The 19998-nt window shown below is 61.8% G+C and carries 22 protein-coding genes; 11 read left to right on the forward strand and 11 right to left on the reverse strand.

Translation table 11 applies throughout. From position 1 onward, the window contains the following. Positions 1 to 223: 223 nt before the first annotated feature. Complete coding sequence (gene sbcB / locus ACQ4WO_RS18500; protein WP_436482711.1) at positions 224 to 1672, reverse strand: exodeoxyribonuclease I; 1449 nt, start codon at positions 1670 to 1672, stop codon at positions 224 to 226. 153 nt (positions 1673 to 1825) lie between these two features. Here sbcB and ACQ4WO_RS18505 point away from each other — a divergent pair, with 153 nt between their 5' ends. Continuing rightward, positions 1826 to 2455 (forward strand): DUF5610 domain-containing protein, encoded by a 630-nt coding sequence (locus ACQ4WO_RS18505; protein ID WP_436482712.1) that lies wholly within the window; start codon positions 1826 to 1828, stop codon positions 2453 to 2455. Position 2456: 1 nt separating this feature from the next. Here ACQ4WO_RS18505 and ACQ4WO_RS18510 read toward each other — a convergent pair whose 3' ends face one another. The 5 genes from ACQ4WO_RS18510 to ACQ4WO_RS18530 form a co-directional block, all read right to left on the reverse strand. Then, positions 2457 to 3422, reverse strand: a complete 966-nt coding sequence (locus tag ACQ4WO_RS18510) for a GGDEF domain-containing protein (protein WP_436482713.1) — start codon at positions 3420 to 3422, stop codon at positions 2457 to 2459. 260 nt (positions 3423 to 3682) lie between these two features. Next, positions 3683 to 4060 carry an HPF/RaiA family ribosome-associated protein gene (locus tag ACQ4WO_RS18515; RefSeq protein ID WP_070221366.1) on the reverse strand — a complete coding sequence of 126 codons (378 nt, stop codon included), beginning with the start codon at positions 4058 to 4060 and terminating at the stop codon, positions 3683 to 3685. Between the two features lie 185 nt (positions 4061 to 4245). After that, positions 4246 to 4911, reverse strand: a complete 666-nt coding sequence (locus ACQ4WO_RS18520; RefSeq protein ID WP_436482714.1) for a DUF1345 domain-containing protein — start codon at positions 4909 to 4911, stop codon at positions 4246 to 4248. A 37-nt stretch (positions 4912 to 4948) separates the two neighbouring features. Beyond that, positions 4949 to 6220, reverse strand: a complete 1272-nt coding sequence (locus tag ACQ4WO_RS18525; protein ID WP_436482715.1) for an MFS transporter — start codon at positions 6218 to 6220, stop codon at positions 4949 to 4951. An 83-nt stretch (positions 6221 to 6303) separates the two neighbouring features. After that, on the reverse strand, positions 6304 to 7329 hold the full coding sequence (locus ACQ4WO_RS18530) for a CDP-6-deoxy-delta-3,4-glucoseen reductase (protein ID WP_436482716.1): 1026 nt from the start codon (positions 7327 to 7329) through the stop codon (positions 6304 to 6306). Between the two features lie 12 nt (positions 7330 to 7341). Between ACQ4WO_RS18530 and ACQ4WO_RS18535 the strand changes: the two genes are divergently transcribed. The 4 genes from ACQ4WO_RS18535 to ACQ4WO_RS18550 all read left to right on the forward strand — a co-directional run bounded on the left by ACQ4WO_RS18535 (position 7342) and on the right by ACQ4WO_RS18550 (position 9545). Then, a complete protein-coding gene (locus ACQ4WO_RS18535) occupies positions 7342 to 8259 on the forward strand; it encodes an SDR family oxidoreductase (RefSeq protein WP_436482717.1) in 918 nt (305 codons plus the stop codon). Between the two features lie 83 nt (positions 8260 to 8342). Next, a complete protein-coding gene (locus ACQ4WO_RS18540) occupies positions 8343 to 8603 on the forward strand; it encodes a hypothetical protein (RefSeq protein WP_436482718.1) in 261 nt (86 codons plus the stop codon). A gap of 190 nt (positions 8604 to 8793) precedes the next feature. Next, positions 8794 to 9063, forward strand: a complete 270-nt coding sequence (locus tag ACQ4WO_RS18545) for a hypothetical protein (RefSeq protein ID WP_436482719.1) — start codon at positions 8794 to 8796, stop codon at positions 9061 to 9063. Between the two features lie 242 nt (positions 9064 to 9305). Next, on the forward strand, positions 9306 to 9545 hold the full coding sequence (locus tag ACQ4WO_RS18550; protein ID WP_029496207.1) for a hypothetical protein: 240 nt from the start codon (positions 9306 to 9308) through the stop codon (positions 9543 to 9545). Positions 9546 to 9632: 87 nt separating this feature from the next. On the opposite strand, the gene ACQ4WO_RS18555 is transcribed toward ACQ4WO_RS18550, so the two are convergent. The 3 genes from ACQ4WO_RS18555 to ACQ4WO_RS18565 form a co-directional block, all read right to left on the reverse strand. Then, positions 9633 to 10346, reverse strand: coding sequence for a glycine-rich domain-containing protein (locus ACQ4WO_RS18555; protein WP_099410537.1), 714 nt, complete (start codon positions 10344 to 10346; stop codon positions 9633 to 9635). Positions 10347 to 10533: 187 nt separating this feature from the next. Next, positions 10534 to 12381, reverse strand: a complete 1848-nt coding sequence (locus ACQ4WO_RS18560) for a CHASE domain-containing protein (RefSeq protein WP_436482720.1) — start codon at positions 12379 to 12381, stop codon at positions 10534 to 10536. 199 nt (positions 12382 to 12580) lie between these two features. Next, a complete protein-coding gene (locus ACQ4WO_RS18565) occupies positions 12581 to 14347 on the reverse strand; it encodes a glutamine--tRNA ligase/YqeY domain fusion protein (protein WP_436482721.1) in 1767 nt (588 codons plus the stop codon). A 161-nt stretch (positions 14348 to 14508) separates the two neighbouring features. Between ACQ4WO_RS18565 and ACQ4WO_RS18570 the strand changes: the two genes are divergently transcribed. The 4 genes from ACQ4WO_RS18570 to ACQ4WO_RS18585 all read left to right on the forward strand — a co-directional run bounded on the left by ACQ4WO_RS18570 (position 14509) and on the right by ACQ4WO_RS18585 (position 17078). Then, positions 14509 to 14802, forward strand: a complete 294-nt coding sequence (locus ACQ4WO_RS18570) for a DnaJ domain-containing protein (protein WP_071325010.1) — start codon at positions 14509 to 14511, stop codon at positions 14800 to 14802. Between the two features lie 96 nt (positions 14803 to 14898). Next, complete coding sequence (locus tag ACQ4WO_RS18575) at positions 14899 to 15411, forward strand: hypothetical protein (protein WP_034759931.1); 513 nt, start codon at positions 14899 to 14901, stop codon at positions 15409 to 15411. Then, complete coding sequence (locus ACQ4WO_RS18580) at positions 15401 to 16186, forward strand: hypothetical protein (RefSeq protein ID WP_076567276.1); 786 nt, start codon at positions 15401 to 15403, stop codon at positions 16184 to 16186. The genes ACQ4WO_RS18575 and ACQ4WO_RS18580 overlap by 11 nt, the downstream gene beginning before the upstream one ends. Positions 16187 to 16205: 19 nt before the next feature. Next, the gene (locus ACQ4WO_RS18585; protein WP_034759925.1) at positions 16206 to 17078 is read left to right on the forward strand and encodes a hypothetical protein; all 873 of its coding nucleotides are present in this window, start codon (positions 16206 to 16208) and stop codon (positions 17076 to 17078) included. Positions 17079 to 17135: 57 nt separating this feature from the next. On the opposite strand, the gene ACQ4WO_RS18590 is transcribed toward ACQ4WO_RS18585, so the two are convergent. Further along, positions 17136 to 18038, reverse strand: a complete 903-nt coding sequence (locus tag ACQ4WO_RS18590) for a LysR substrate-binding domain-containing protein (protein WP_436482722.1) — start codon at positions 18036 to 18038, stop codon at positions 17136 to 17138. Positions 18039 to 18145: 107 nt separating this feature from the next. Here ACQ4WO_RS18590 and ACQ4WO_RS18595 point away from each other — a divergent pair, with 107 nt between their 5' ends. After that, positions 18146 to 19429, forward strand: a complete 1284-nt coding sequence (locus ACQ4WO_RS18595; protein WP_436482723.1) for an MFS transporter — start codon at positions 18146 to 18148, stop codon at positions 19427 to 19429. A gap of 6 nt (positions 19430 to 19435) precedes the next feature. Here ACQ4WO_RS18595 and ACQ4WO_RS18600 read toward each other — a convergent pair whose 3' ends face one another. Further along, positions 19436 to 19660, reverse strand: a complete 225-nt coding sequence (locus tag ACQ4WO_RS18600) for a hypothetical protein (protein WP_436482724.1) — start codon at positions 19658 to 19660, stop codon at positions 19436 to 19438. 3 nt (positions 19661 to 19663) lie between these two features. On the opposite strand from ACQ4WO_RS18600, the gene ACQ4WO_RS18605 reads away from it, so the two are divergent. Continuing rightward, positions 19664 to 19990 (forward strand): hypothetical protein, encoded by a 327-nt coding sequence (locus ACQ4WO_RS18605; RefSeq protein ID WP_128140358.1) that lies wholly within the window; start codon positions 19664 to 19666, stop codon positions 19988 to 19990. Positions 19991 to 19998: the final 8 nt, after the last annotated feature.

Consider the following 19998-nt stretch of genomic DNA (forward strand, 5'->3'; position numbering starts at 1 on the left):
CCTAAGGGCGGATACGGCATCCAGTTACCCGGTCTTGATATGCCTACCAAGATTTTGACAGCGGTCGATACCGTTCGCAATATCACGAACGGCATGAAGGGAATAATACAAGGTCGGGTTAGGCCTGCGGCCGTAACCCGACAACACCGGTAACGTCAACAAAGTTGTCGGATTACGCGGGCCTTCGGCCCGCTAATCCGACCTACCCGACTCGCGCCCTGTTTCAGTCGCGCATGGGCGCCACCATCTCCGCGTAGTCGTACAGCTCGCCTAAAATCTCTTCCCCCCGCTCATCCACCGATTCTGACAGCACGTCGATTTCCGTAAACAGCATTTCGATGGTGCGGGCGCCGCCGTCGCCGTCGAACAGGCGGGCGGCGCGGTGCTGTTCCCAGCGCAGGCTTTCCGCTTCGCTCAGCGTTTGCGGGAAATTGCGGGCGCGGTAGCGGAACAGCAATTCCTGCAGGCGCTCGTCGGCAAACGAGGGGCGGGCCGTGGCCAGCTTGGCCGGCGTTTCGCGGCGCAAGGATTCGAGCAGGCGGCGGTCGTCATTGCTGACGAAACCGTTATACAGATCCTCATCCACGTCCAGCGCGACATTCGCGCCCGGGCGCTGGAACACTTCGGCCCAGATGGCATCCATGTTCGGCGCCGTCGCGGCCAGCTGCGCGTTGACCTTCGCGGCGTCCACGTCGATGCCCCATTGCGCGGCCATGGCCGGCGACAGGGTCTTCAAATTGCCGACCAGCATGGGCGATTTGTTCAGGTGCACGCTTTTCACGGGCAGGCGCGTCATGCCTTCGGGCATGGCTTCCTTGCGCGTGAACAGCCGCTTGCGGATGGTGTCGGCGTCCAGCTGGAACAGTTCGCGCGGGTCGTAGGCGCAATCCCAGACGAGAATCTCGTTCTTGTTGCTCGGGTGCGTGGCCAGCGGCCAGACGACGCCCACGCAGCCCCGTTCGGCGGGGAACATGCCCGACACATGCAGGAAAGGCTGGCGCTCGCTGGCGGCCAGGTGCATGCCCATTTCGCTGGCGACCCGGTCCTTCTTGTGCAGGGCCAGGCAGAATTCGAACAGTTTCGGCTGTTTTTGCTTGATCAGGCGGGCCAGGGCGATGGTGGCGCGCACGTCGGACAGCGCATCGTGCGCCGCTTCGTGGACCAGGCCGTTGGCCTTGCTCAAGTGTTCCAGTTTAAAACTGGTCTGGCCATCGTCGCGCTTCGGCCATTCGATGCCTTCCGGGCGCAGCGCGTGCGTCATGCGCACCACGTCGAGGATGTCCCAGCGGCCGCAATGGTTTTTCCATTCGCGCGCATACGGGTCGATCAGGTTGCGCCAGAACAGGAAACGTGTGACTTCATCGTCGAAACGGATGGTGTTGTAGCCCACGCCGATAGTGCCCGGCTCCGAAAAGGCCGCTTCGATGGTGGCGGCGAACTGGTGTTCGGGCACGCCCAGCTGCAGACACTGCTGTGGCGTGATGCCCGTGATCAGGCACGATTGCGGATCGGGCAGGAAGTCATTGGCCGGCTGACAATACAGCATGATCGGCTCGCCGATCTCGTTGAGCTCCGCATCCGTGCGGATGGCGGCGAACTGGGCCGGGCGGTCGCGGCGCGGCTGGGCGCCAAAGGTTTCGTAGTCGTGCCAAAGAAAGGTCTGGTTAGTCATTGATGGTCATTGCTTGGTTACTTGATTGGTTATCCGGGCCGTACACGCGCCGCTGCTACAGTTTTCTGAAAACCTGCCGATACTACACGAGAGGATGGTCATCATCGCGTTTCCCGCATGGTGGCATACATTGCCCGTTCAAGGAGGTCTATCGTGTCAATTCCCATCGCCGCAAGCGGCAATTCCAACCCTTCCGTGACTTCCGTCAGTACAGGTGTTGCCGGCAAGGACGAGAAAGTCCAGCAAAAGGACGGCGTCAACGCTGAAATGAGCGTCAACGACCGCACGAAGCTGCAATTGAACGCTTCCATCATGCAGGCCTCGCTGAACGTGTCGATCGGTTCCGAGAACGAGCCGCTGGCGTTGCTGTACAAGACGGCCATCACCAACATCAATGAAGCGCTGAAGGGCCAGTACGGCGACGATGCAATCCAGAACGCGGCGTCGCAGGACAATAGCGCCGAAGCGACGGCGAGCCGCATTGTATCGCTGTCGACCGGTTTTTTTGACGCCTTCAAGAAACAGAATCCCGATCTGGATGACGATGCGGCCCTGACCAAGTTCATGGATACCATCAGCGGCGGCATGGAAAAAGGCTTCAAGGAAGCGCGCGATATCCTGGAAGGCTTGAAAGTATTGGGCGGCGATATCGCTGGCAATATCGACAAGACGTATGAACTGGTGCAGAAGGGCTATGCGGATTTCATCGCCGCGCACAGCAGCAAGAAGGATGAGGCTGCCAAGCCGGACGCGACCAAGCCTGCCGACAGCAAGGCCGCCTGATCTACAGCATGACCTGGTTGCGTCCGCCTGCCTTCGCGCGGTAAAGCGCCGCGTCGGCGGCCGCGATCAGCGCATGGTCGTCCTGTTCGGCCGCCAGGCTGGACACGCCGAACGAGCCCGTGATGTGCGGCAGCGCGCTGCGCATGTCGGCGAAGATGACGGCTTGCTGCATCCGTTCGCACAGGCGTTCGGCCACCCGCAGAGCCACGTGTTCGTTGGTGTCGGGCAAGATCACCATCATTTCCTCGCCACCATAGCGCACGGCAAAATCCGTGGGCCGCAGGGCCGCGCCCAGCACTTGCGCGGCGATGCGCAGCGCCTGGTCGCCCGCCTGGTGGCCGTGCGTGTCGTTGAAACGCTTGAAATGGTCGAGGTCTATCATCACCAGCGACAGCGGCGAGGCACTGGCGTGGGCCGTGACGATCATGTTCGGCAGTAAATCCGTCAGCCAGGCGCGGTTGTACAAGCCCGTCAGGCTGTCGACCATCGACAGCTGGCGGTAGAATTCGCCCAGTTTCTGGCGGCGGCGCAGCAGGGCATTGGCGGCGCGGATGCGGAAGGACAGCAGCCGCAGCAGGTTGCGCGCCAGGCCATTCGATTGCTCGATCAATTCCCAGACGACGGCTGCGTCGATCACCAGCAAGTCGGTTTCTTCCAGGGCGGAAATGGCGGCCAGGTTGCTCGCTTCATCGAGCACCGATTGTTCGCCCACGCTTTCGCCGGGCAAGACCTTGCTGACGGTGCCGTCATCCATGCCCGTGTGGATGTCGGCGGCCACGGCCAGCGAACCGCGCAGGACGATGTACAGGCAGGTGCCTTGTGTGTCGGCAATGGCTTCGCCCGCTTCGAGGCGCATGACGGGGCAGGGCGCCAGCATGGCGGCCGTCTGGCTATCCGCCCCATCGCGAAATAACTGTAAATCGCCGATGTTGCAGCCTGAAGTGCCGAAGTTGCCGATCTGTTCCACAATCACACTTTCAAAAAGCCGGCGCGCGCGAGCAGGGGGCCGGTAGCTTCATGATAGCGTAAAGCGGCCTTGGCTGTAACGGCAAAGGCTTGCTTGATGTCACTTACTGTGAGAAATACGACAATTATTTCGTGGTCGTGTTAATAAGTTGAAATGCTTGCTGTTTTGCTATTGATGTTGTCGTGCAGGAAGGTGGTCCAGATGTGCAAAGGCAGCCTTGAACGGCTGCCTCAGTCTCTGGAAATCCTGCGGGTGGGGAGTTACTCGGCGGTTTCTTCCGCTTCGGCCGTATCGATCACGGCATTCTTGCCGGTGGCGTGGCGCTTGCTGTCTTGCAAGCGGCCCAGGGCGCTATCGATGGCGCGTTTCAGTTTGTCGGTGGCGCCGGCAACGGATTGATGCACGGTGGCGTTCTGTTCGGTCACAGCAATCGGTTGATAGCCAGCAACGCGTGCTTCCATGACGCAGCGAATATCGTCGGCGCCGCCTTTCGGGCCATTCGTGTCGCTGATGTGGACTTCGATGCGGGTCAGGTTGTCGCGGAAGCGGCTCAGTGCGCTTTCAAGTACGGATTGCACATGTTCGTTCAGTCCAGCGGTGTTGGCGATGGTGCTGTCGGTATGAATATTGATTTGCATATGCTTACTCCTGTCAATTCAAAAAAAACCCATCTCAGGCGTGCTGCGGCCTGGTTGCTGCCCCATGCACATGACCTCTGTGCATGGAACTTATCTTACTCCTCTTTCCAGTATTTCAAGAGGGTGCGCACGATTAAGATGAGCTTAACCCTTCAGCCAGGTCAAGTTTCCATCACGAAATTACTTCAACCATTGATCAGGCCGGCGGCGATATTGATCGACAGCCCCAGCACGACCAGGTTGAAGAAAAAGCTCAGCACGGATTGCCCCAGCACGATCTGGCGCATCATGCGCGTCTGCACGGAAACGTCCGACGTTTGCACGGCCACGGCGATGGTGATGGCGAAATAGAGAAAATCCCAGTAATCGGGGTTTTGCTCGTTGTCGGGAAACTTCAGGGGGCGCAGCGCGGGATCGGCCTGGTAATACAGGTGGGCATAGTGGAAGCAGAACAGGGTGCCGACGAGGAACCAGGAACCGACCAGGGTGAGTATCGTCAGGCCGTAGTGCAGCGCGCGCTCGTCCGGCGCCAGGTCTTTCATCGAAGACAGCTGCGAGACGATGGCCACCAGGCTCATCACGGATGCGACGGACAGGGCCGACAAGACTGTTGCCGCCCGCTCGTCCTGGCGCGCCGCCATGGCTTTGACCTTGTGATGGTTAGCGCGCATCATCATCCAGGCCATCGTCGCCAGGTAGAACCAGACGGCCACGTTCCACGCCGTCAGCAAACGCGTCATCTGTTGCCAAGATGCAGGCAGCAGCAGGCCGGCCGCCACGCCGATGACTGTGGCCATGCTCAGATGGGGGCGGCTGCGGATGAAGCTGCGGAACGGAAGCGTGATTTTCATGGTGCGGTTCGTCAGTGGCGATAGCGCATCTTAGGCCTTATACGCCCGCCGTGGTAGCCGTCCTGGCGGCCGCTTCTTTCTCGTGGTGGGGGAAGCGGTCCATGCGCGACAGCACGGGGAACAGCACTGCCCAGATGCCCGTCACGGCCAGGGTGGCGGCGCCGCCGAAGAGCACGGCGCGCACGAGGCCGAACCAGCCGGCCGTCAAGCCCGATTCGAATTCGCCCAGCTCGTTCGAGGCGCCGATGAAGACGGCATTCACGGCGCTGACCCGGCCGCGGATTTCGTCGGGCGTCTCGAACTGCACCAGCAGGTGGCGGATGTAGACGCTGACCATGTCGCCGGCGCCCATCAGGAACAGCGCCACCAGCGCCAGCGGGAAATAGCTGGTGCTGCCGAGCACCAGGGTGCCCAGGCCGAAGACGGCCACGCCGCCGAACATCCACGGTCCCACGCGGCGCGTGATGGGGAAGATGGCCAGCGCGATCGAGCACAGGGCCGCGCCGGCCCCGGGCGCCGTGCGCAGCAAGCCCAGGCCGCTGGGGCCGATATGCAGCACGTCGTGCGCGAGCGCCGGCAGCAGGGCCGTGGCGCCGCCGAACAGCACGGCAAACAGGTCGAGCGAAATGGCGCCCAGCACGATGGGTTTCGACCAGACGAAGCGCAAGCCTTCGAGCAGGGTATGCCAGCTGACGGGTTCGCGCCTGACCACCTGCGGCGCGGGCGTGGTGGCGCGCATCAGCAGGACGGACACGACCAGCAGCGCGGACGAGATCAAATACACGACCTTGGGGCCGAAGTAATACAGCAAGCCGCCCAGGGTAGGCCCCAGGATGATGGCTACGTGCGAGCTCGACGAGCTGAGCGCGACGGCGCGGCTGAAGTGTTGCGTGGGCACCATGTTCACCAGCACGGCTTGCGTGGCCGGCATCATGAAGGCGCGCGCGCTGCCGAACAGCACCAGCACGGCAAACACGGGCCAGACGATGGAGAGCCCACTCAGAGTGAACGCCAGCAGGGCCAGCGCGCAAGCGAGCTGCGCCGCCAGGCACCAGGCGATGATGTTGCGGCGGTTGTAGCGGTCGGCCACATGGCCTGCCGGCAAAATCAATACGAGGAAGGGGGCGAATTGCGCCAGGCCGATCAAGCCCAGGTCGAACAGGCTGCCCGTGATCTGGTACACCTGCCAGCCGATGGCCACGCTTTGCATCTGCACGGCCACCGTGCCCAGCACGCGGGCGGAAAGATAAAAGGCGAAGTTGCGGTGGCGCAGGATACTGAAGCCGTTGCCGGCAGAGGCGAGAGACATGAAATTTCCAGGAAGCAGCGGGGTAGAGCGGTGGTGGCAGCGGGCGCCGCACCAGCCGCGCCCCGCTGTCTGGACGGTGACGCTTACTTGGCCAGGTCGGCTTCCGTGGTGAAAGCGTCCGCGTAAAACTCGTCGTCTGGCAACTGGCACAGCTGCACGAAATCGCGGTGGGCCGACTCGACGACGATCGGTGCTCCGCAGGCATACACCTGATACGCGGACATGTCCGGCAAGTCGGCGATGACGGCCTGGTGCACGAAGCCCGTGCGGCCGCTCCAGCCGTCTTCCGGCAGGGCGTCCGACACGACAGGCACATAGGTGAACTGCGGCAAGTCGGCGGCCCACTGGCGGCACAGCGCATCCATGTACAGGTCGTGCGGACGGCGCGCGCCCCAGTACAGGGTGATCGGGCGCGGGGATTGCTCGTTGATCATGTGCTCGACGATGGCTTTCAACGGGGCAAAGCCCGTGCCCGAGGCCAGCAGCACGACGGGCTTGTCGGAATCTTCGCGCAGGAAGAAGGTGCCCATCGGGCCTTCGAAGCGCAGGATGTCGCGCTCTTTCATGGTGCCAAATACCTGGTCGGTAAACAGGCCGCCCGGCATGTGGCGGATGTGCAAGCTGACGGGCCCGCCTTCGACGGGCGCGCTGGCCATGCTGTAGCTGCGGCGCTTGTTGTCGCGCAGCATGATTTCGATATACTGTCCGGCGCGGTAGTTGAGGCGCTCGCTGGCCGGCAACTGCAGGGTCAGCACGACGACGTCAGGGGCGACTTTTTCGATCGTGGTCACGCGCGACGGCATTTTCTTGATCGGGTAGTCGCTGCTGCCCGCCACTTCGCGCGCCTGCACCACGAGGTCGCCCTGGGGTACGGCGCAGCACAGCAGCGAGTAGCCGGCTGCCGCTTCATCTTCCGTGAGGGAGCGGGTCTGGTATGGCTTATGCTGTACATTGCCGGACACGATCTTGCCCTTGCAGGAGCTGCAGGCGCCGCTCTTACAGCTGTATGGCAGGCCGACGCCGGCGCGTATCGCCGCCGACAGGACGGTTTCGTCCGCTTCACAGCTGAATTGGTGGCCGCTGGGCTGAACAGTAATTTGAAAAGTCATACAATCCTTGAGATGAAAAATATGTTAATGCACTCTTTGCGCAAGCCGTCAGGCTTGCCGCGCCTGCTGATCCTGGGCTGCGGCGACGTCGGCATGCGCTTGCTGCCCCTGCTGCGCGCGCGCTTTCGCGTCTTTGCCGTCACCAGCCAGCCGGCGCGCTGCGCGCAGTTGCGGGAAGCCGGCGCCGTGCCCATCGTGGCCAACCTCGACGACCGCGCCAGCCTGAAACGGCTGGCGGGACTGGCGACGATGATCGTGCACCTGGCGCCACCTTTGTCGTCGGGCTTGCTGGACCGGCGCACGCGCAATCTGGCCGCCATTTTACCCGAGCATGCACGCATGGTGTATGTGAGCACCAGCGGCGTGTATGGCGATTGCGCCGGCGCCTGGGTCGATGAAACGCGCCCGACGGCGCCGGCCAATGCGCGCGCGAAGCGGCGCGTGGACGCCGAACGGGTCTTGCGCGGCTGGGGCGCGCGACGCGGCGCCAAGGTGGCCATCCTGCGCGTGCCCGGCATCTATGCCGACGACCGCCTGCCTTTGAAGCGCTTGCGCGAAGGCACGCCGGCCCTGGCCGCGGATGACGATGTGTACACCAACCATATCCATGCGGACGACCTGGCGCGCATCATCGAGCGGGCTCTTTGGCGGGGCAAGCCGGGACGCGTGTATCACGCCAGCGATGACAGCGAACTCAAAATGGCCGAGTATTTCGATGCCGTGGCCGACACGTTCGGCCTGCCGCGCCCGCCGCGCCTGCCCCGTGCCGCGCTGCAGCAGGTGGTCACGCCGATGCTGCTGTCGTTCATGTCCGAATCGCGCCGATTGCACAATACGCGCATCAAGCGCGAGCTGGGCGTGCGCCTGCGCTACGCGCGCGTGGCCGATGCCTTGCGGCCGCTGCCCGCCGATGGCGCCGGCATCGGGTAAAATGGCCGGTTATCTGCGCACTTTGCTGGGCCGGCGCGCAGCGCGCCGTTCCCGCGCTGCGCCACTCACTTAAGGAAGACAGCATGAGCACCCTCACTTACGAAGCATACCTGGACGAGGTCACCACCGTCCTGACGGAACTGTACGACCTCGACGACGAAGCTGCCATCAAGCTGGTCGTGGCGGCGCAGGACGCCGAATTTTTCGTCCCGCACGATGCGCATGAAGAAATGCGTACCGTCGAGCAAGCCACGAAAGATGCGGTCACCCTGTTCGAGCGCAAGCAGAACCGCCAGCAAACGCAGGAAAAACAGCAACAGCGCGTGCGCCAGCAAAAGAAATAAAACGGAAGCGGCCGTGGGGCAGTACGGGGGGGGGGCGGCGCAACACCGGGGCCGTGCCATTTGATGCACCGCAAACGCGCCATGGCGCGCTGGCGATATGGTGAGCAATGTCGTCACGCGTGTGGGCTCTTGTGGCGGGCTCTGCATCTACAACTAACGTGGCGTTGTTTCCCGTCAGCAGGAGCGAGCCATGCAAGCTACGAGTCACCCCAGCAAGGAGCAGGTGCGCGCCTATATGCGCCGGCGCGAACATGCGCTGCAACCCCCGCCACCGCCCGATGAAATTCGCCGGCAACTGGCCTGGTGCCGCGCGGACGAGTTCCCATGCACTTGCCCGCTTGCCACCCCGGCCGGCGTGGCCGCGCAAGGCTGGCATTTATCCGCAGAAATGGCCCGCCTGGGCACCCTCATGGCCATAGCCTGGCTCATGCATAGCGGTGTTGCTCATCGTGAAAATTGATGACGTGCAGCAAATTTTTCCGATTTGAGTTATCCTCTAGCACATTCCAAGTGCGTCAATTCTCTTCAATTATCACAATTTTGCTTTAAGTTACGCAAAAATCAACAATAGCGTGTATTATATTGTTTGTGGCGTAAAAGCCGCATAAGTGATGGCGCTTTTTAGTGTGTTTACCCTGAATTAGTGCAGAAGAGACATTCTGTTTTTTCTTGCTCTAATACAACAAGTACGGATTTTTGATCATGTCTCTCAAACAAATTACCTCTTTGCCTACCTACAACCCGAATCGTGTCCTCGATGCGATCATCGACAAGCTGCAACTGAAAAACGATGCCGCCTTGTCGCGAGCTCTGGAAGTGGCGCCACCTGTTATCAGCAAGATTCGTCACAACACCTTGCCGATCGGCGCCACGATCCTCATCCGCATGCATGAAATCAGCGATTTCAGCATTCGTGAACTGCGCGAGTTGATGGCTGCCTAAGAGCGCCTGACAGACGGCAAACTGAGAGGTGCCGTCTGGGTAAGTCAGGCTTGCCGCGTGCGGCAGCCACATCTGTTTTCCGCTTTTCTATTGCGGGTCGCGGTTCAATACCGGACGATCGACATAGAAGCGCCCCATTTCCAGGCCAGTCGAAGACGATTTGACCACCGCTGCGGCCAGTGAGGCGGGCGCGCTGGAAAATGCGGTGCTGGCAGCCCCGGTCGCGCGGCCCGAATACGCCGTCGCCTGCACGGCCGCACTGGAAAACGCCGTTTGCACGGCCCGGCCCGAGTAGGCCGTTGCCTGTACCGCCGCACTGGAAAATGCTGTTTGGACAGCCCGTCCTGAATACGCCGCCTGCACTGCCCGTCCCGAATATGCCGCCTGTACGGCGCGCCCCGAATACGCCGTCTCCGCGCGGATATAGTCTTCCCCGAACGTTTGCTCATACAGCTGCTTCATGCGCTCGCCCACGCGATGGTGCGCCGCTTCGTCGTCTTCGCCGCGCAGGCCGATGTAGGGGAAGTGATGGAGGAAGTAACCGAACACCTGTTCGCAGTCGGCCGCATATTTCAGGGTGTCGAGGATGTGGTAGTGCCAGAAGGTATCAACGTCCATCAGCGGCGCTGTTTCTTCTTCCGGAAACTGTTTCATCAGGATCAGGAAGCGGCGGTATTCGAATTCCACCGCATTTGCCTTTTCCAGGCTCCATCCTTCGCCTGACTCCCGGTGCATCAGCTTGACCTTGATCGCGTCCAAATTCAAATCGGCAATTGCCTTGAAACTGTCGTTCGTATCCATGAATGTCCTTTTGTAAAGAGCGTTGTGGGAAATACGGTGAAACAAGGGATAGCGTTGGGGTGTACTCCTGGCGAATGGTCGAAGGATGCCTGGCCCATGGCGGGCGGGCGCTGAATTGTTCTACATCAATATTGCATCTAATTACGAAATATGCAAGCTGAGCTTGCTCCATGCGGGTGCACGCCGGTCAGTTGCTGACCCGGCTTTCTTCCTGGTAGGGAAACGCGGTGGCGTCCGCGCCCAGCGGTACGCTGACGTGCACGCTCATGCCGGCGCCGGGACTGCTTTCGATGTAAAAAGTGCCGCCTAGCAACTTAATGCGCTCCTCGATGCCCACCAGGCCAAACGAGCCCAGCTTGTTGCGCCCGTCGATGGCGGCACCCACGCCGTTGTCGCTGATGCTCATCGATACCGTATCGCGGCACTTTTCCAGCTTGACTTGCACGCGGCTGGCATGGGCATGCTGGGAAATGTTGCTGAGCGACTCTTGCAAGATGCGGAACAGGGCCGTCGCGCACTGGTCGCTGAGGCAAATGTCGTCATGGCTTTCGCTCACTTCGCAGGCGATGCCCGTGCGCTGGCGAAACTGCGCCACCTGCCATTCGACGGCCGCATTCACGCCCAGGTCCAGCACGGTAGGGCGCAAATCGTTGATGATCTGCCGCACGCTCTTGATGGTGGCGTCTATCTGCTCCAGGGTCGAGCGGGCGCGGGCGTTCAGGCGCGGGTGGCGGCGCTGCGTGCGCGAGGCCAGCATGTCGGCGTCGATGCGCAAGACCAGCAGGTTCTGCCCCAGGTCGTCGTGGATTTCGCGCGCGATGCGCTTGCGCTCTTCTTCCTTGATCTGGTCGGCGTGGGCCGCCAGGCGGCGCAGTTTCTGGTGCGACAGCTGCAGACGGATCTGGCTGGCGCGCAATTCCTCCGTCATGCCGTTCGCCATCTGGATGGCGCGCCGGCGCGACGACGCCAGAGTGTGGAACAGCATGTACAGCAGCATGGTGCTGGCAAAGCCTATCAGCAGGGCCAGCCACGGCAAAAAGACGTCGAAGCGCGTATACAGGTCGCTCTTGCGCACGCTGAACAGCGCTTGCCACACGCGGCTATTGTGTTCGATCAGCATGGTGCTGCTCAGGTAGCGGCCGGAATTGTCGGGCAGCCACCATGGCGCATGCATGCCCGCCGTCGTGCTGTCGAAGATGGGGCGCATATCGTGCGGTAAGTCTAGCGGTGTGCGCGCCTGCGGGCCGATATCGAACAGGGTCAGGCGGACGTTGCGCACCGGCATGTCGGCCAGTGCGCTGCGCATCATCGTCACCAGGTCGTAGCCGATGCCGACGGAACCCTGGTAAGCCGCGCGCCGCTGCTCCACCGTATCGACCGGCATGCCAAAGCGGTACACGGGCAGGCGCATGGCCATGCCCGTCAATTGGGGACGGCCTTCCATCGGCACGGGCACGCCGGAATTGCTGATGTTGCCGGAATCGCGCGACTGCGCCAGCATTTCGGCGATCAGGGGGCGCGAAGCGATGTCATAGCCATATTTTTCAGGGGCGCTGGCAATCGGTTCGATATACATCAGCACGGAATAGTGAGCGCGCGGGGCGGGTGGATGGACGGCAAACGCCGGATAGCCGTCGCGCCCGGGTGGATAGTCGCGCTGCATGGCCGCTTCGAAAGCGGCGCGCTGCGTCTCGTCCAGTTCCTGGCTGTAATTGAGGTTCATCACGCCCGGATAGTTCTGTTGCAGCGCGATGTTCGCCACGTAGCGGTGGAATTGCTCACGGCTCACGTGTTCGTTGGCGTGGAACAGGCTGGCCGTGCCGCGCAGCAGGTTGGCATATGACTTGACGCGCGATTCGATGCTTTTCTGGGTATTGCGCGCCAGATTGTTGAATAGCTCGCTGGCATCGTTTTCGATCGACAGCGAGGCGGCCATATAGAACAGCAGGCCCACCATCGTCGACATCACGAAGCCGAGCAGCCACAGTGGTCTTTTTTCAGCAGATAAGGGGTGTTCGCCGGCAGTAGAAGACATCGCCATCCGCATCAGGAAGAGGAATCGGGTGCCGCCTGGGCGACGGAGGCTAGGCTGCGTTGTACAAGCACTATTAAAATTGTAAATTGCTCAATAGCTGCCTAATATACAAAATTATCGTTATTATAGTCAACAAGCAATATTTCTCGTTGAAACGAAAAAAACCGCCGAAGCGGTTTTTTTCGTGTGCCGTCAGCCTTTATTTGGCGGGCTGCCAGCTATCTTTCAGGGTGACGATGCGGTTGAAGACGGGCTTGCCCGGCTGGCTGTCGACACGGTCGGCCGCAAAATAACCGTGGCGCTCGAACTGGAAGCGCTCTTCCGGCTGGGCCAGTTCCGCACCCGGTTCCAGCCACGCTTGCACCACTTCCTTGGCCAGCGGATTCAAGGCCAGCTTGAAGTCCTTGCCGCCCGCGTCCGGCTGCGGGTCCGTAAACAGGCGGTCGTACAGGCGCACTTCCGCAGGAATGGCCGTCGGTGCGCTGACCCAGTGCATATTGCCCTTGACCTTGTAATTGGCGCTGCCTTCCGTGCCCGACTTGCTGTCCGGGAAGTAGGTGCAATGCACGGCGATGACCTTGCCGTTGTCATCCTTGTCGTAGCCCGTGCACTCGATCACGTAGCCGTAGCGCAAACGCACGCGGCTGCCCGGCTTGTCGTCGATCGGTGGATACAGACGGAAATAGCCCTTGTTCGGCACTTCCATGAAGTCGTCTTCCTCGATCCACAGCTCGCGCGAGATGGGGAAGGTGCGCAAGCCGCGCTCGGGGAAGTGCGGATGCACGGGCGCCGTGCATTCCACGCTTTCGCCTTCGGGGAAATTGTCGATGATCAGTTTCAATGGACGCAGCACGGCCACCGTACGGGGCGCCTTCGGGTCCAGGTCTTCGCGCAAACAGCCTTCGAGCACGCTGTAGTCGATCCAGCCGTCCGATTTCGTCACGCCCGTGCGTTCGCACATCAGCTGGATCGCTTCCGGCGTGTAGCCGCGGCGGCGCATGCCCACCAGGGTCGGCATGCGCGGGTCGTCCCAGCCGTCGACGATTTTTTCTTCCACCAGCTGGCGCAGCTTGCGCTTGCTGGTGACGATGTACGTCAGGTTCAGGCGCGAGAATTCGTACTGGTGCGGCACCGGTTTTGCGAAGAAGCCGCCGGCCGACAGCGTTTCCAGCAGCCAGTCGTAGAATGGGCGGTGATCCTGGAATTCCAGGGTGCAGATTGAATGCGTGATGTTTTCCAGCGCGTCCGAGATCGGGTGCGTGTAGTCGTACATCGGATAGATGCACCAGGCGTCGCCCGTGCGGTGGTGATGCGCGTGGCGGATGCGGTAGATGGCCGGGTCGCGCAAGTTCATGTTCGGCGAACTCATGGCATCTTCGCTTATCTTCGCGCGCAGGATGTGCTCGCCATCCTTGAACTGGCCCGCCTTCATGGCGCGGAACAGGGCCAGCGATTCGTCGCGCGGACGGTCGCGGAATGGCGAATTCTTGCCGGCCTGGCCGAAATTGCCGCGGTTGGCGGCCATGTCTTCGGCGCTCTGGCTGTCGACGTAGGCAAAGCCGGCCGTGATCAGGTATTCGGCCATCGCGTACAGCTGGTCGAAATAGTCGCTCGCGTAGTGCAGGTGGCTCTGGCCATCGGCATGCTTCGGTTCCCAGTCAAAGCCCAGCCATTTCACGCTGTCCATGATGGTGTCGACATATTCCTGCTCTTCCTTGGCCGGATTGGTGTCGTCGAAGCGCAGGTTGCACTGGCCGGCGTAATCGCGTGCCAGGCCGAAGTTGACGCAGATCGACTTGGCGTGGCCCACGTGCAGGTAGCCGTTCGGCTCCGGCGGGAAACGCGTGATCACCTGGGGCAGGCCGGGACGCACGTGGGCGCCGGCAGCCAGGTCGGCTTCGATGATGTTACGCAAGAAATTGGGCGCCAGCGCTGGCGCGGCGGTATTCGGTTTATCGTTGCTCATTGATCAATGCGGAAGAGTGACAGTAAAGAGCATTTTACCGTACCGCAAGCGCTTTATAAGCACGTATTTGGCCCCATATCCCAGCATGCAAGCGACGCCGACGCCGTTCTATAGGATAATTCGCCTTTAATTAGTAGAAAAACGTGACCCCGGAGCCTTTTATGGAAAATTTATATAACGTCCTCGGTGTCGCGCCCAATGCCAGCGACGATGAAATCAAGAAGGTTTACCGTTCGCTGGCCATGCGCTTCCACCCCGACCGCAACCAGGCCCCCGGCGCCGAGGCGCGCTTCAAGAGCGTCACCAAGGCCTATGAAATCCTGGCCGACCCGGCCAAGCGCGCCGAATACGACCAGAGCGTGAACCACCGCATCATCATCGATCCGGAAGCGGAAGCGTATGCGCTGTGGTGCGGCGTGTTTCGTCTGCACGGCACCGCGCTTCCAGCCGACTGAGTCTGCCGGCAGCCGCCACCGGGCGGCTTGAATGATATTTAAAACAACAACAACGGCGCTTTTATCAGCGCCGCGCGTTACATTGGAAAGCACAGCATGAGAAGAGTACACCCTGAATTCGCGTATCAGTCGCGTGAGCTGGAAGGCCAGATCGAAGGCATCCTCGGCGATCCGCCGAACCGCAAGAACTACAAGAGCATGGTCGATGCATTGGTCGGCGAATATGCGAGCGGCGGCGGCATCGAAGACGTGAACATGTTGGCCTTCGCCCTGGTCGACCACATCACCTTCAGCGACCCGAAAGGCTTGCTGGCCGAAAGCGAAGACTACGAGTTCGGCGACCCGGCCCGCGTGTTTTCCATGGCCGCGTGCGCCGCGCCGGAAGCGGCGAAGATGTACGCCGCCATCGAAGAGAGCTTCCCCGACCTGGCGCGCCAGGCCATCATCACGGCTTTCCTGCACAAGAACCCGCGCCTGTGGGACGACGACGACCAGTCGCTCGACCAACTGGCCGCCAATGACGACGGCGACGACGATCACGACGAAGACGAAGCCACCGACGATTTCGCCCAGATGTTTGACCAGGATGGAGATGACCATGGCCGATAATGAACAAAAGAGCAATCTTCCCGCGCTGACGAAACAGGTCACGGAATTGGTGCTGTCCGGTTCGCTGGGCCACGCCGAGCAGGCGTTTGCCGACGCGGCCGACCAGTATGGCGATCTGGCCGTGGTGGAAGTGCTGAGCGCCATCCCGCCACAGGTAACGGCCCTGCATCTGGCTGGCTTTGACGGCGGCAAGATGTCGCTGGCAACCTTGCTGGTTCCGCCGAAGGCGTGGGCCGACAGTCTGGCCTTCATCGCCGCCACGTGGAGCGACGACCAGATCGAGGACGATCCGGAACGCATCGCCGAAGCCCTGTTCGCGCACATCCACGGCGTGGTGTTTTCCACCGACGATGCCGAGCGCCGCCGCGAGCTGCTGCTCGAAGCGTCCGCCACCGACTGGGGCGCCACGGCGTTCGCCATCCTGTTCTCGATGGCGCCGAAGGAAATCCTCGAAGTGGCGGGCGAGATCGTCATCAAGGGACCGTATGTGACGGGCGTGACGTCGTCCGACAACGACGTCGTGCCGCTGGCCATCGAACTGGCGCAAGCGAATGAAGACGGCTGGGACCGCTCGCTGTTCGAACTGTTCCCCGACTTCCGCCACAGCGCCGACCTGGCCGATGCGGAATATTCGGACGATCCGGACGAAGAGCCGACCATGTTGCAGCGGAGCACCAAGGAACTGCTGTACCGCCTGCGCAAGCAAGTGCCGAGCACGCGCAGCGCGCCGCGTTCCAGCACGCGCCGCAGCCTGGGCACGGGCATTTTCTCGTAATGAAAGCAGGGAACGTCTAATGCTGCCAGCAATTGTTGTAGAGAATCTTCCGCGCCTCGTGCGCGCCATCAAACTGTTGCCGGGCGACCCGCGCGAGGACGCGGCCCTGAACCTGGCCGACGAATTGACGGGCATCACGGCCATGGTGGCCGAGAAGTTCACGAATGAACGCACGGCCGACGGCATCCAGAAAGCGCTGTACCTGACGGTGGGTGGCGTGTCCTTGGGCCTGGAACAGGCCGTCACGCATGAAGGCGACCAGGCCGCGCTCGATTTCCTCGTCGAGCACGGCGCCGAGCACGCGTTCCAGGTGGGCTTTCGCTTGATCAAGGAACTGTCGCAGCTGCCCGAAGACGCCCTCGTCGGCGAATACGACCAGGACCCCGTCTACCTGCAGCGGCGCCTGCGCGAGCTGTTTATCGACATTTGCCAGGCCGACCCGAACCAGAACTGGGCCGGCTATGAAAAGTATGCAGTGCAGTTGCAACAGCGCAAGGAAGTGCAAGCCGTCGTGCGCCTGGCAAGCTGGCTGCGCCGCCACCATGACAACGGCCCCGTCAGCGACAGCGACTTGAATGCCGAGGGCGTCATCGCCCTGGCCATCATCTTCGCCATCGAAGGCGGCGGGCGCATCATCGCGCGCACGGGTCAAAAGGAGTTTGAACGCTTTGTGCGTTCCGTGCGCAAGAACAAGCCCGACTTCGAAGAAGGCTGGGCCGCCCTGGTGGCCAAGGTGCCCGTGCAGCACCACCCAGTGTTGCTCGACCGTATAGAGTCGTACCGCCGCAGCTGCACCGTCGTGCATAAAATCCTCACGCGGGCCAGCATGAAGAGCCTGTTCGAGGACCTGGAAAATTATGCGGGCTCGGAGCTGGACGCGGATTATTCGTGACCGCTGGTGTCGGCTTACGCCCTTTGGGCTAAGCCGACCTACGCCGACCTCATCGGCCTATTCTTTCTCTTCCATGGCCGCCTCCTCGGCCAGTTTCACAAACGCCGCCACCAGCGGCGACGTCTCTTCCTCCCTTTGCGCCAATAACAGACTGGTCGTCGCCTGCGGGTCGGCGATCGGGCGGTAGCACACGCCATCCATGCGGATGCGGTCGAACGAAGAGGGCAGCACGGAAATGCCGCAGCCGGCGGCCACCAGGCCGATGATGGTCGATGCTTCGCCCGCTTCCTGCGCCACCTGGGGCACGAAGCCGGCCGCCTTGCACAGGCGGAATATCTGCGGATAAATCCCCGTGCCCGCATCCTTGGGGTACATGACAAAGCCTTCGCCCGCCATGTCGGCAATGGCGATCGCGTCCTTGGCCGCCAGCGCGTGGGCGACGGGCAGCACGAGGAACAGCGGGTCTTGGCGCAGTTGCGTCAGCTTGATATCGGATGGGTACGTCGTTTCCGGCGGGCGCACGAAGCCCAGATCCATCGTCCTGCCCGAGATCGCTTCAAGTTGATGCAATGTCGCCATTTCATGCAGGGTCAAGGTGACGTGCGGAAATTGCTGGCGGTAGCGGTTGATGACGGTGGCGAAGTAGGGCGTAAACGGCGTCGAAAAGGTAAAGCCGATGCGCAATTCGCCCGCTTCGCCCCGCTGGGCCCGGCGCGCCGTGACAGCCGCCTGCTCCGACAGGCCCAGGATGCGTCGCGCATCGTCGAGAAAGAGGCGGCCTGCTTCCGTCAGCCGCACGGAGCGTTTGTTGCGCTCGAACAACTGCGCCCCCAATTCCGCTTCCAGCGCCTGGATTTGCTGGCTCAGCGGCGGCTGGCCGATGTGCAGGCGCTCGGCCGCGCGCGTGAAGTGCAGTTCCTCGGCGACGGCGACAAAGTAACGGAGGTGGCGCAGTTCCATATTTGTTCAGTAATCGTTTTAAAGTATGAGTTGGGCCTTGAATATATATTGGACGATATGAGTTGGCAATCCTAAGATGAAGACTCGCTCCTCTTTGAAACATGGCCATGTCTGATTCATCGCTTGCTTACACCTCTGCCGCCAACCCGGCGCTGTCTCCTGTTGCCCCCGCCGCTCCCGCGCCCCGCACGGCCATCGCCAAAGGTACGGCGGAATTCAAGCGCAGCAACCGCGCGCTGTTCTTCGGCGGCTTTTCCACCTTCAGCTTGCTGTACTGTATCCAGCCACTGTTTCCGTTGCTGTCGCAGCAGTTCCATCTGACGCCCGCGCAAAGCAGCTGGTCGCTCTCCGTGTCGAGCGGCTTGCTGGCCATCTCGCTGGTGCTGCTCAGCGCCGTGTCGGACCGTGTCGGGCGCAAGCCCTTAATGGTGGCGTCGATGTTTTCCGCCGCGATACTGACCATTTTGTCCGCGTTCGCCCAGGATTATGCGCAGTTGCTGGCCATCCGCGCGGCGCTCGGCATTGCCCTGGGCGGCATGCCGGCCGTGGCCATGGCTTACCTGGGCGAGGAAATCGAGGGCCCGTCCCTGGGCCTGTCGATGGGCTTGTACATCGCCGGCAGCGCGTTTGGCGGCATGTCGGGACGGTTGGTGGCATCCATGCTCAGCGATTTCCTGTCGTGGCGCTGGGCTTTGGGCGTGCTGGGCGTGGCCGGCGTGCTGGCGGCGGCGGAGTTCTGGCGCAGCCTGCCTGCGTCGAAGAATTTCGTGCCCAGTACAAAGGGCTGGAACGCCTTGCCGCACGCCATCCGCCAGCATTTTTCCGACCGGGGCTTGCCGTGGCTGTTCTGCCTCGCGTTCGTGCTGATGGGCTGTTTCGTCAGCTTGTATAACTACATCGGCTACCGCCTGCTGGCTGCGCCATTCGGCTTGCGCCAGAGCACGGTCGGCTTGCTGGCCTTTTTGTACCTGATCGGCATCTTCAGCTCCGTCTGGGCGGGCCGCCTGGTGGACCGCCTGGGGCGCCGGGGCGTGCTGTGGATCATGCTGTCGCTGATGCTGTCCGGCATTTTATTGACCCTGTTCGATTCGCTGCCGCTGATCGTCATCGGCATGGCGCTGGCCACCTTCGGCTTCTTCGCCTCGCACTCGATCGCCAGCAGCTGGGTCAGCCGCCGCGCCCGCGCGCCACAGGCCCTGGCCTCGGCCTTCTACCTGCTGTTCTATTATCTGGGTTCGAGCCTGATCGGTTCCGCCTCGGGCATGATGTGGGGCTTCGACGGCTGGACGGGTGTGGTCATCATGCTGGGCCTGTGCCTGGGCGGCGGCGTGCTGATCGCCTTGCGTCTGCGCCATTTGCAGCCGCTGGGGGCGCGCGAAGCGGCGGGCTGAGTCCGGCTATTTGGGACACATGCCGATCATCGTTTCCCCGTTCTTGCCGGCGCGCGTGGTGACGCACAAGGTGCCCAGCGCGCTGGTGATCTTGTCGATGCGGCTGCCCTTGGCCTCGTTCGCACCGATCTCCTCGATCTTTGACGCCTCATACCATTTCGACGCGATGGCCGCTGGCGGGGAACCCTGTGCCGGCTTGACGATCCAACTACAGACACTCTGGGAGGACACATCATGATGCAGGTTAAGGAAGTGGCACGGCGCTTTGGCGCCATCGAACACGCGATCGGCCAGGCGGCCCAGCTGTGCGGCAAGCAGCAGGGCATGCCGATGGACTTGAAGGATTGCATCAACCAGCTGGACCAGCAAAAGAGCGCCGTGCGGCAAGCCATCGATACGCAAGACGATGCGCGCATCCGGCAAGCCGTCGACCAGATGGAATCGCTGGGCGACCGCGCCAAGCGGGCGTGCGGTGCGGCGACCAGCGTGACGCCTGAAATGAAGAGCGTCGTGCTCAAGGTCCACGATGAGTTGTCGGACCTGAAGCACCAGATGCACTAGGCCTTGGC

This window comes from Janthinobacterium aestuarii (assembly GCF_051380835.1).
GTDB lineage: Bacteria > Pseudomonadota > Gammaproteobacteria > Burkholderiales > Burkholderiaceae_D > Janthinobacterium > Janthinobacterium aestuarii.

Coding starts and splice junctions, on each gene's coding strand:
- sbcB (WP_436482711.1), bottom strand. CDS start 1,672: ATGACTAACCAGACCTTTCTTTGGCACGACTACGAAACCTTTGGCGCC.
- ACQ4WO_RS18515 (WP_070221366.1), bottom strand. CDS start 4,060: ATGCAAATCAATATTCATACCGACAGCACCATCGCCAACACCGCTGGA.
- ACQ4WO_RS18520 (WP_436482714.1), bottom strand. CDS start 4,911: ATGAAAATCACGCTTCCGTTCCGCAGCTTCATCCGCAGCCGCCCCCAT.
- ACQ4WO_RS18525 (WP_436482715.1), bottom strand. CDS start 6,220: ATGTCTCTCGCCTCTGCCGGCAACGGCTTCAGTATCCTGCGCCACCGC.
- ACQ4WO_RS18530 (WP_436482716.1), bottom strand. CDS start 7,329: ATGACTTTTCAAATTACTGTTCAGCCCAGCGGCCACCAATTCAGCTGT.
- ACQ4WO_RS18535 (WP_436482717.1), top strand. CDS start 7,342: ATGAAAAATATGTTAATGCACTCTTTGCGCAAGCCGTCAGGCTTGCCG.
- ACQ4WO_RS18540 (WP_436482718.1), top strand. CDS start 8,343: ATGAGCACCCTCACTTACGAAGCATACCTGGACGAGGTCACCACCGTC.
- ACQ4WO_RS18545 (WP_436482719.1), top strand. CDS start 8,794: ATGCAAGCTACGAGTCACCCCAGCAAGGAGCAGGTGCGCGCCTATATG.
- ACQ4WO_RS18550 (WP_029496207.1), top strand. CDS start 9,306: ATGTCTCTCAAACAAATTACCTCTTTGCCTACCTACAACCCGAATCGT.
- ACQ4WO_RS18555 (WP_099410537.1), bottom strand. CDS start 10,346: ATGGATACGAACGACAGTTTCAAGGCAATTGCCGATTTGAATTTGGAC.
- ACQ4WO_RS18560 (WP_436482720.1), bottom strand. CDS start 12,381: ATGTCTTCTACTGCCGGCGAACACCCCTTATCTGCTGAAAAAAGACCA.
- ACQ4WO_RS18565 (WP_436482721.1), bottom strand. CDS start 14,347: ATGAGCAACGATAAACCGAATACCGCCGCGCCAGCGCTGGCGCCCAAT.
- ACQ4WO_RS18570 (WP_071325010.1), top strand. CDS start 14,509: ATGGAAAATTTATATAACGTCCTCGGTGTCGCGCCCAATGCCAGCGAC.
- ACQ4WO_RS18575 (WP_034759931.1), top strand. CDS start 14,899: ATGAGAAGAGTACACCCTGAATTCGCGTATCAGTCGCGTGAGCTGGAA.
- ACQ4WO_RS18580 (WP_076567276.1), top strand. CDS start 15,401: ATGGCCGATAATGAACAAAAGAGCAATCTTCCCGCGCTGACGAAACAG.
- ACQ4WO_RS18585 (WP_034759925.1), top strand. CDS start 16,206: ATGCTGCCAGCAATTGTTGTAGAGAATCTTCCGCGCCTCGTGCGCGCC.
- ACQ4WO_RS18590 (WP_436482722.1), bottom strand. CDS start 18,038: ATGGAACTGCGCCACCTCCGTTACTTTGTCGCCGTCGCCGAGGAACTG.
- ACQ4WO_RS18595 (WP_436482723.1), top strand. CDS start 18,146: ATGTCTGATTCATCGCTTGCTTACACCTCTGCCGCCAACCCGGCGCTG.
- ACQ4WO_RS18605 (WP_128140358.1), top strand. CDS start 19,664: ATGATGCAGGTTAAGGAAGTGGCACGGCGCTTTGGCGCCATCGAACAC.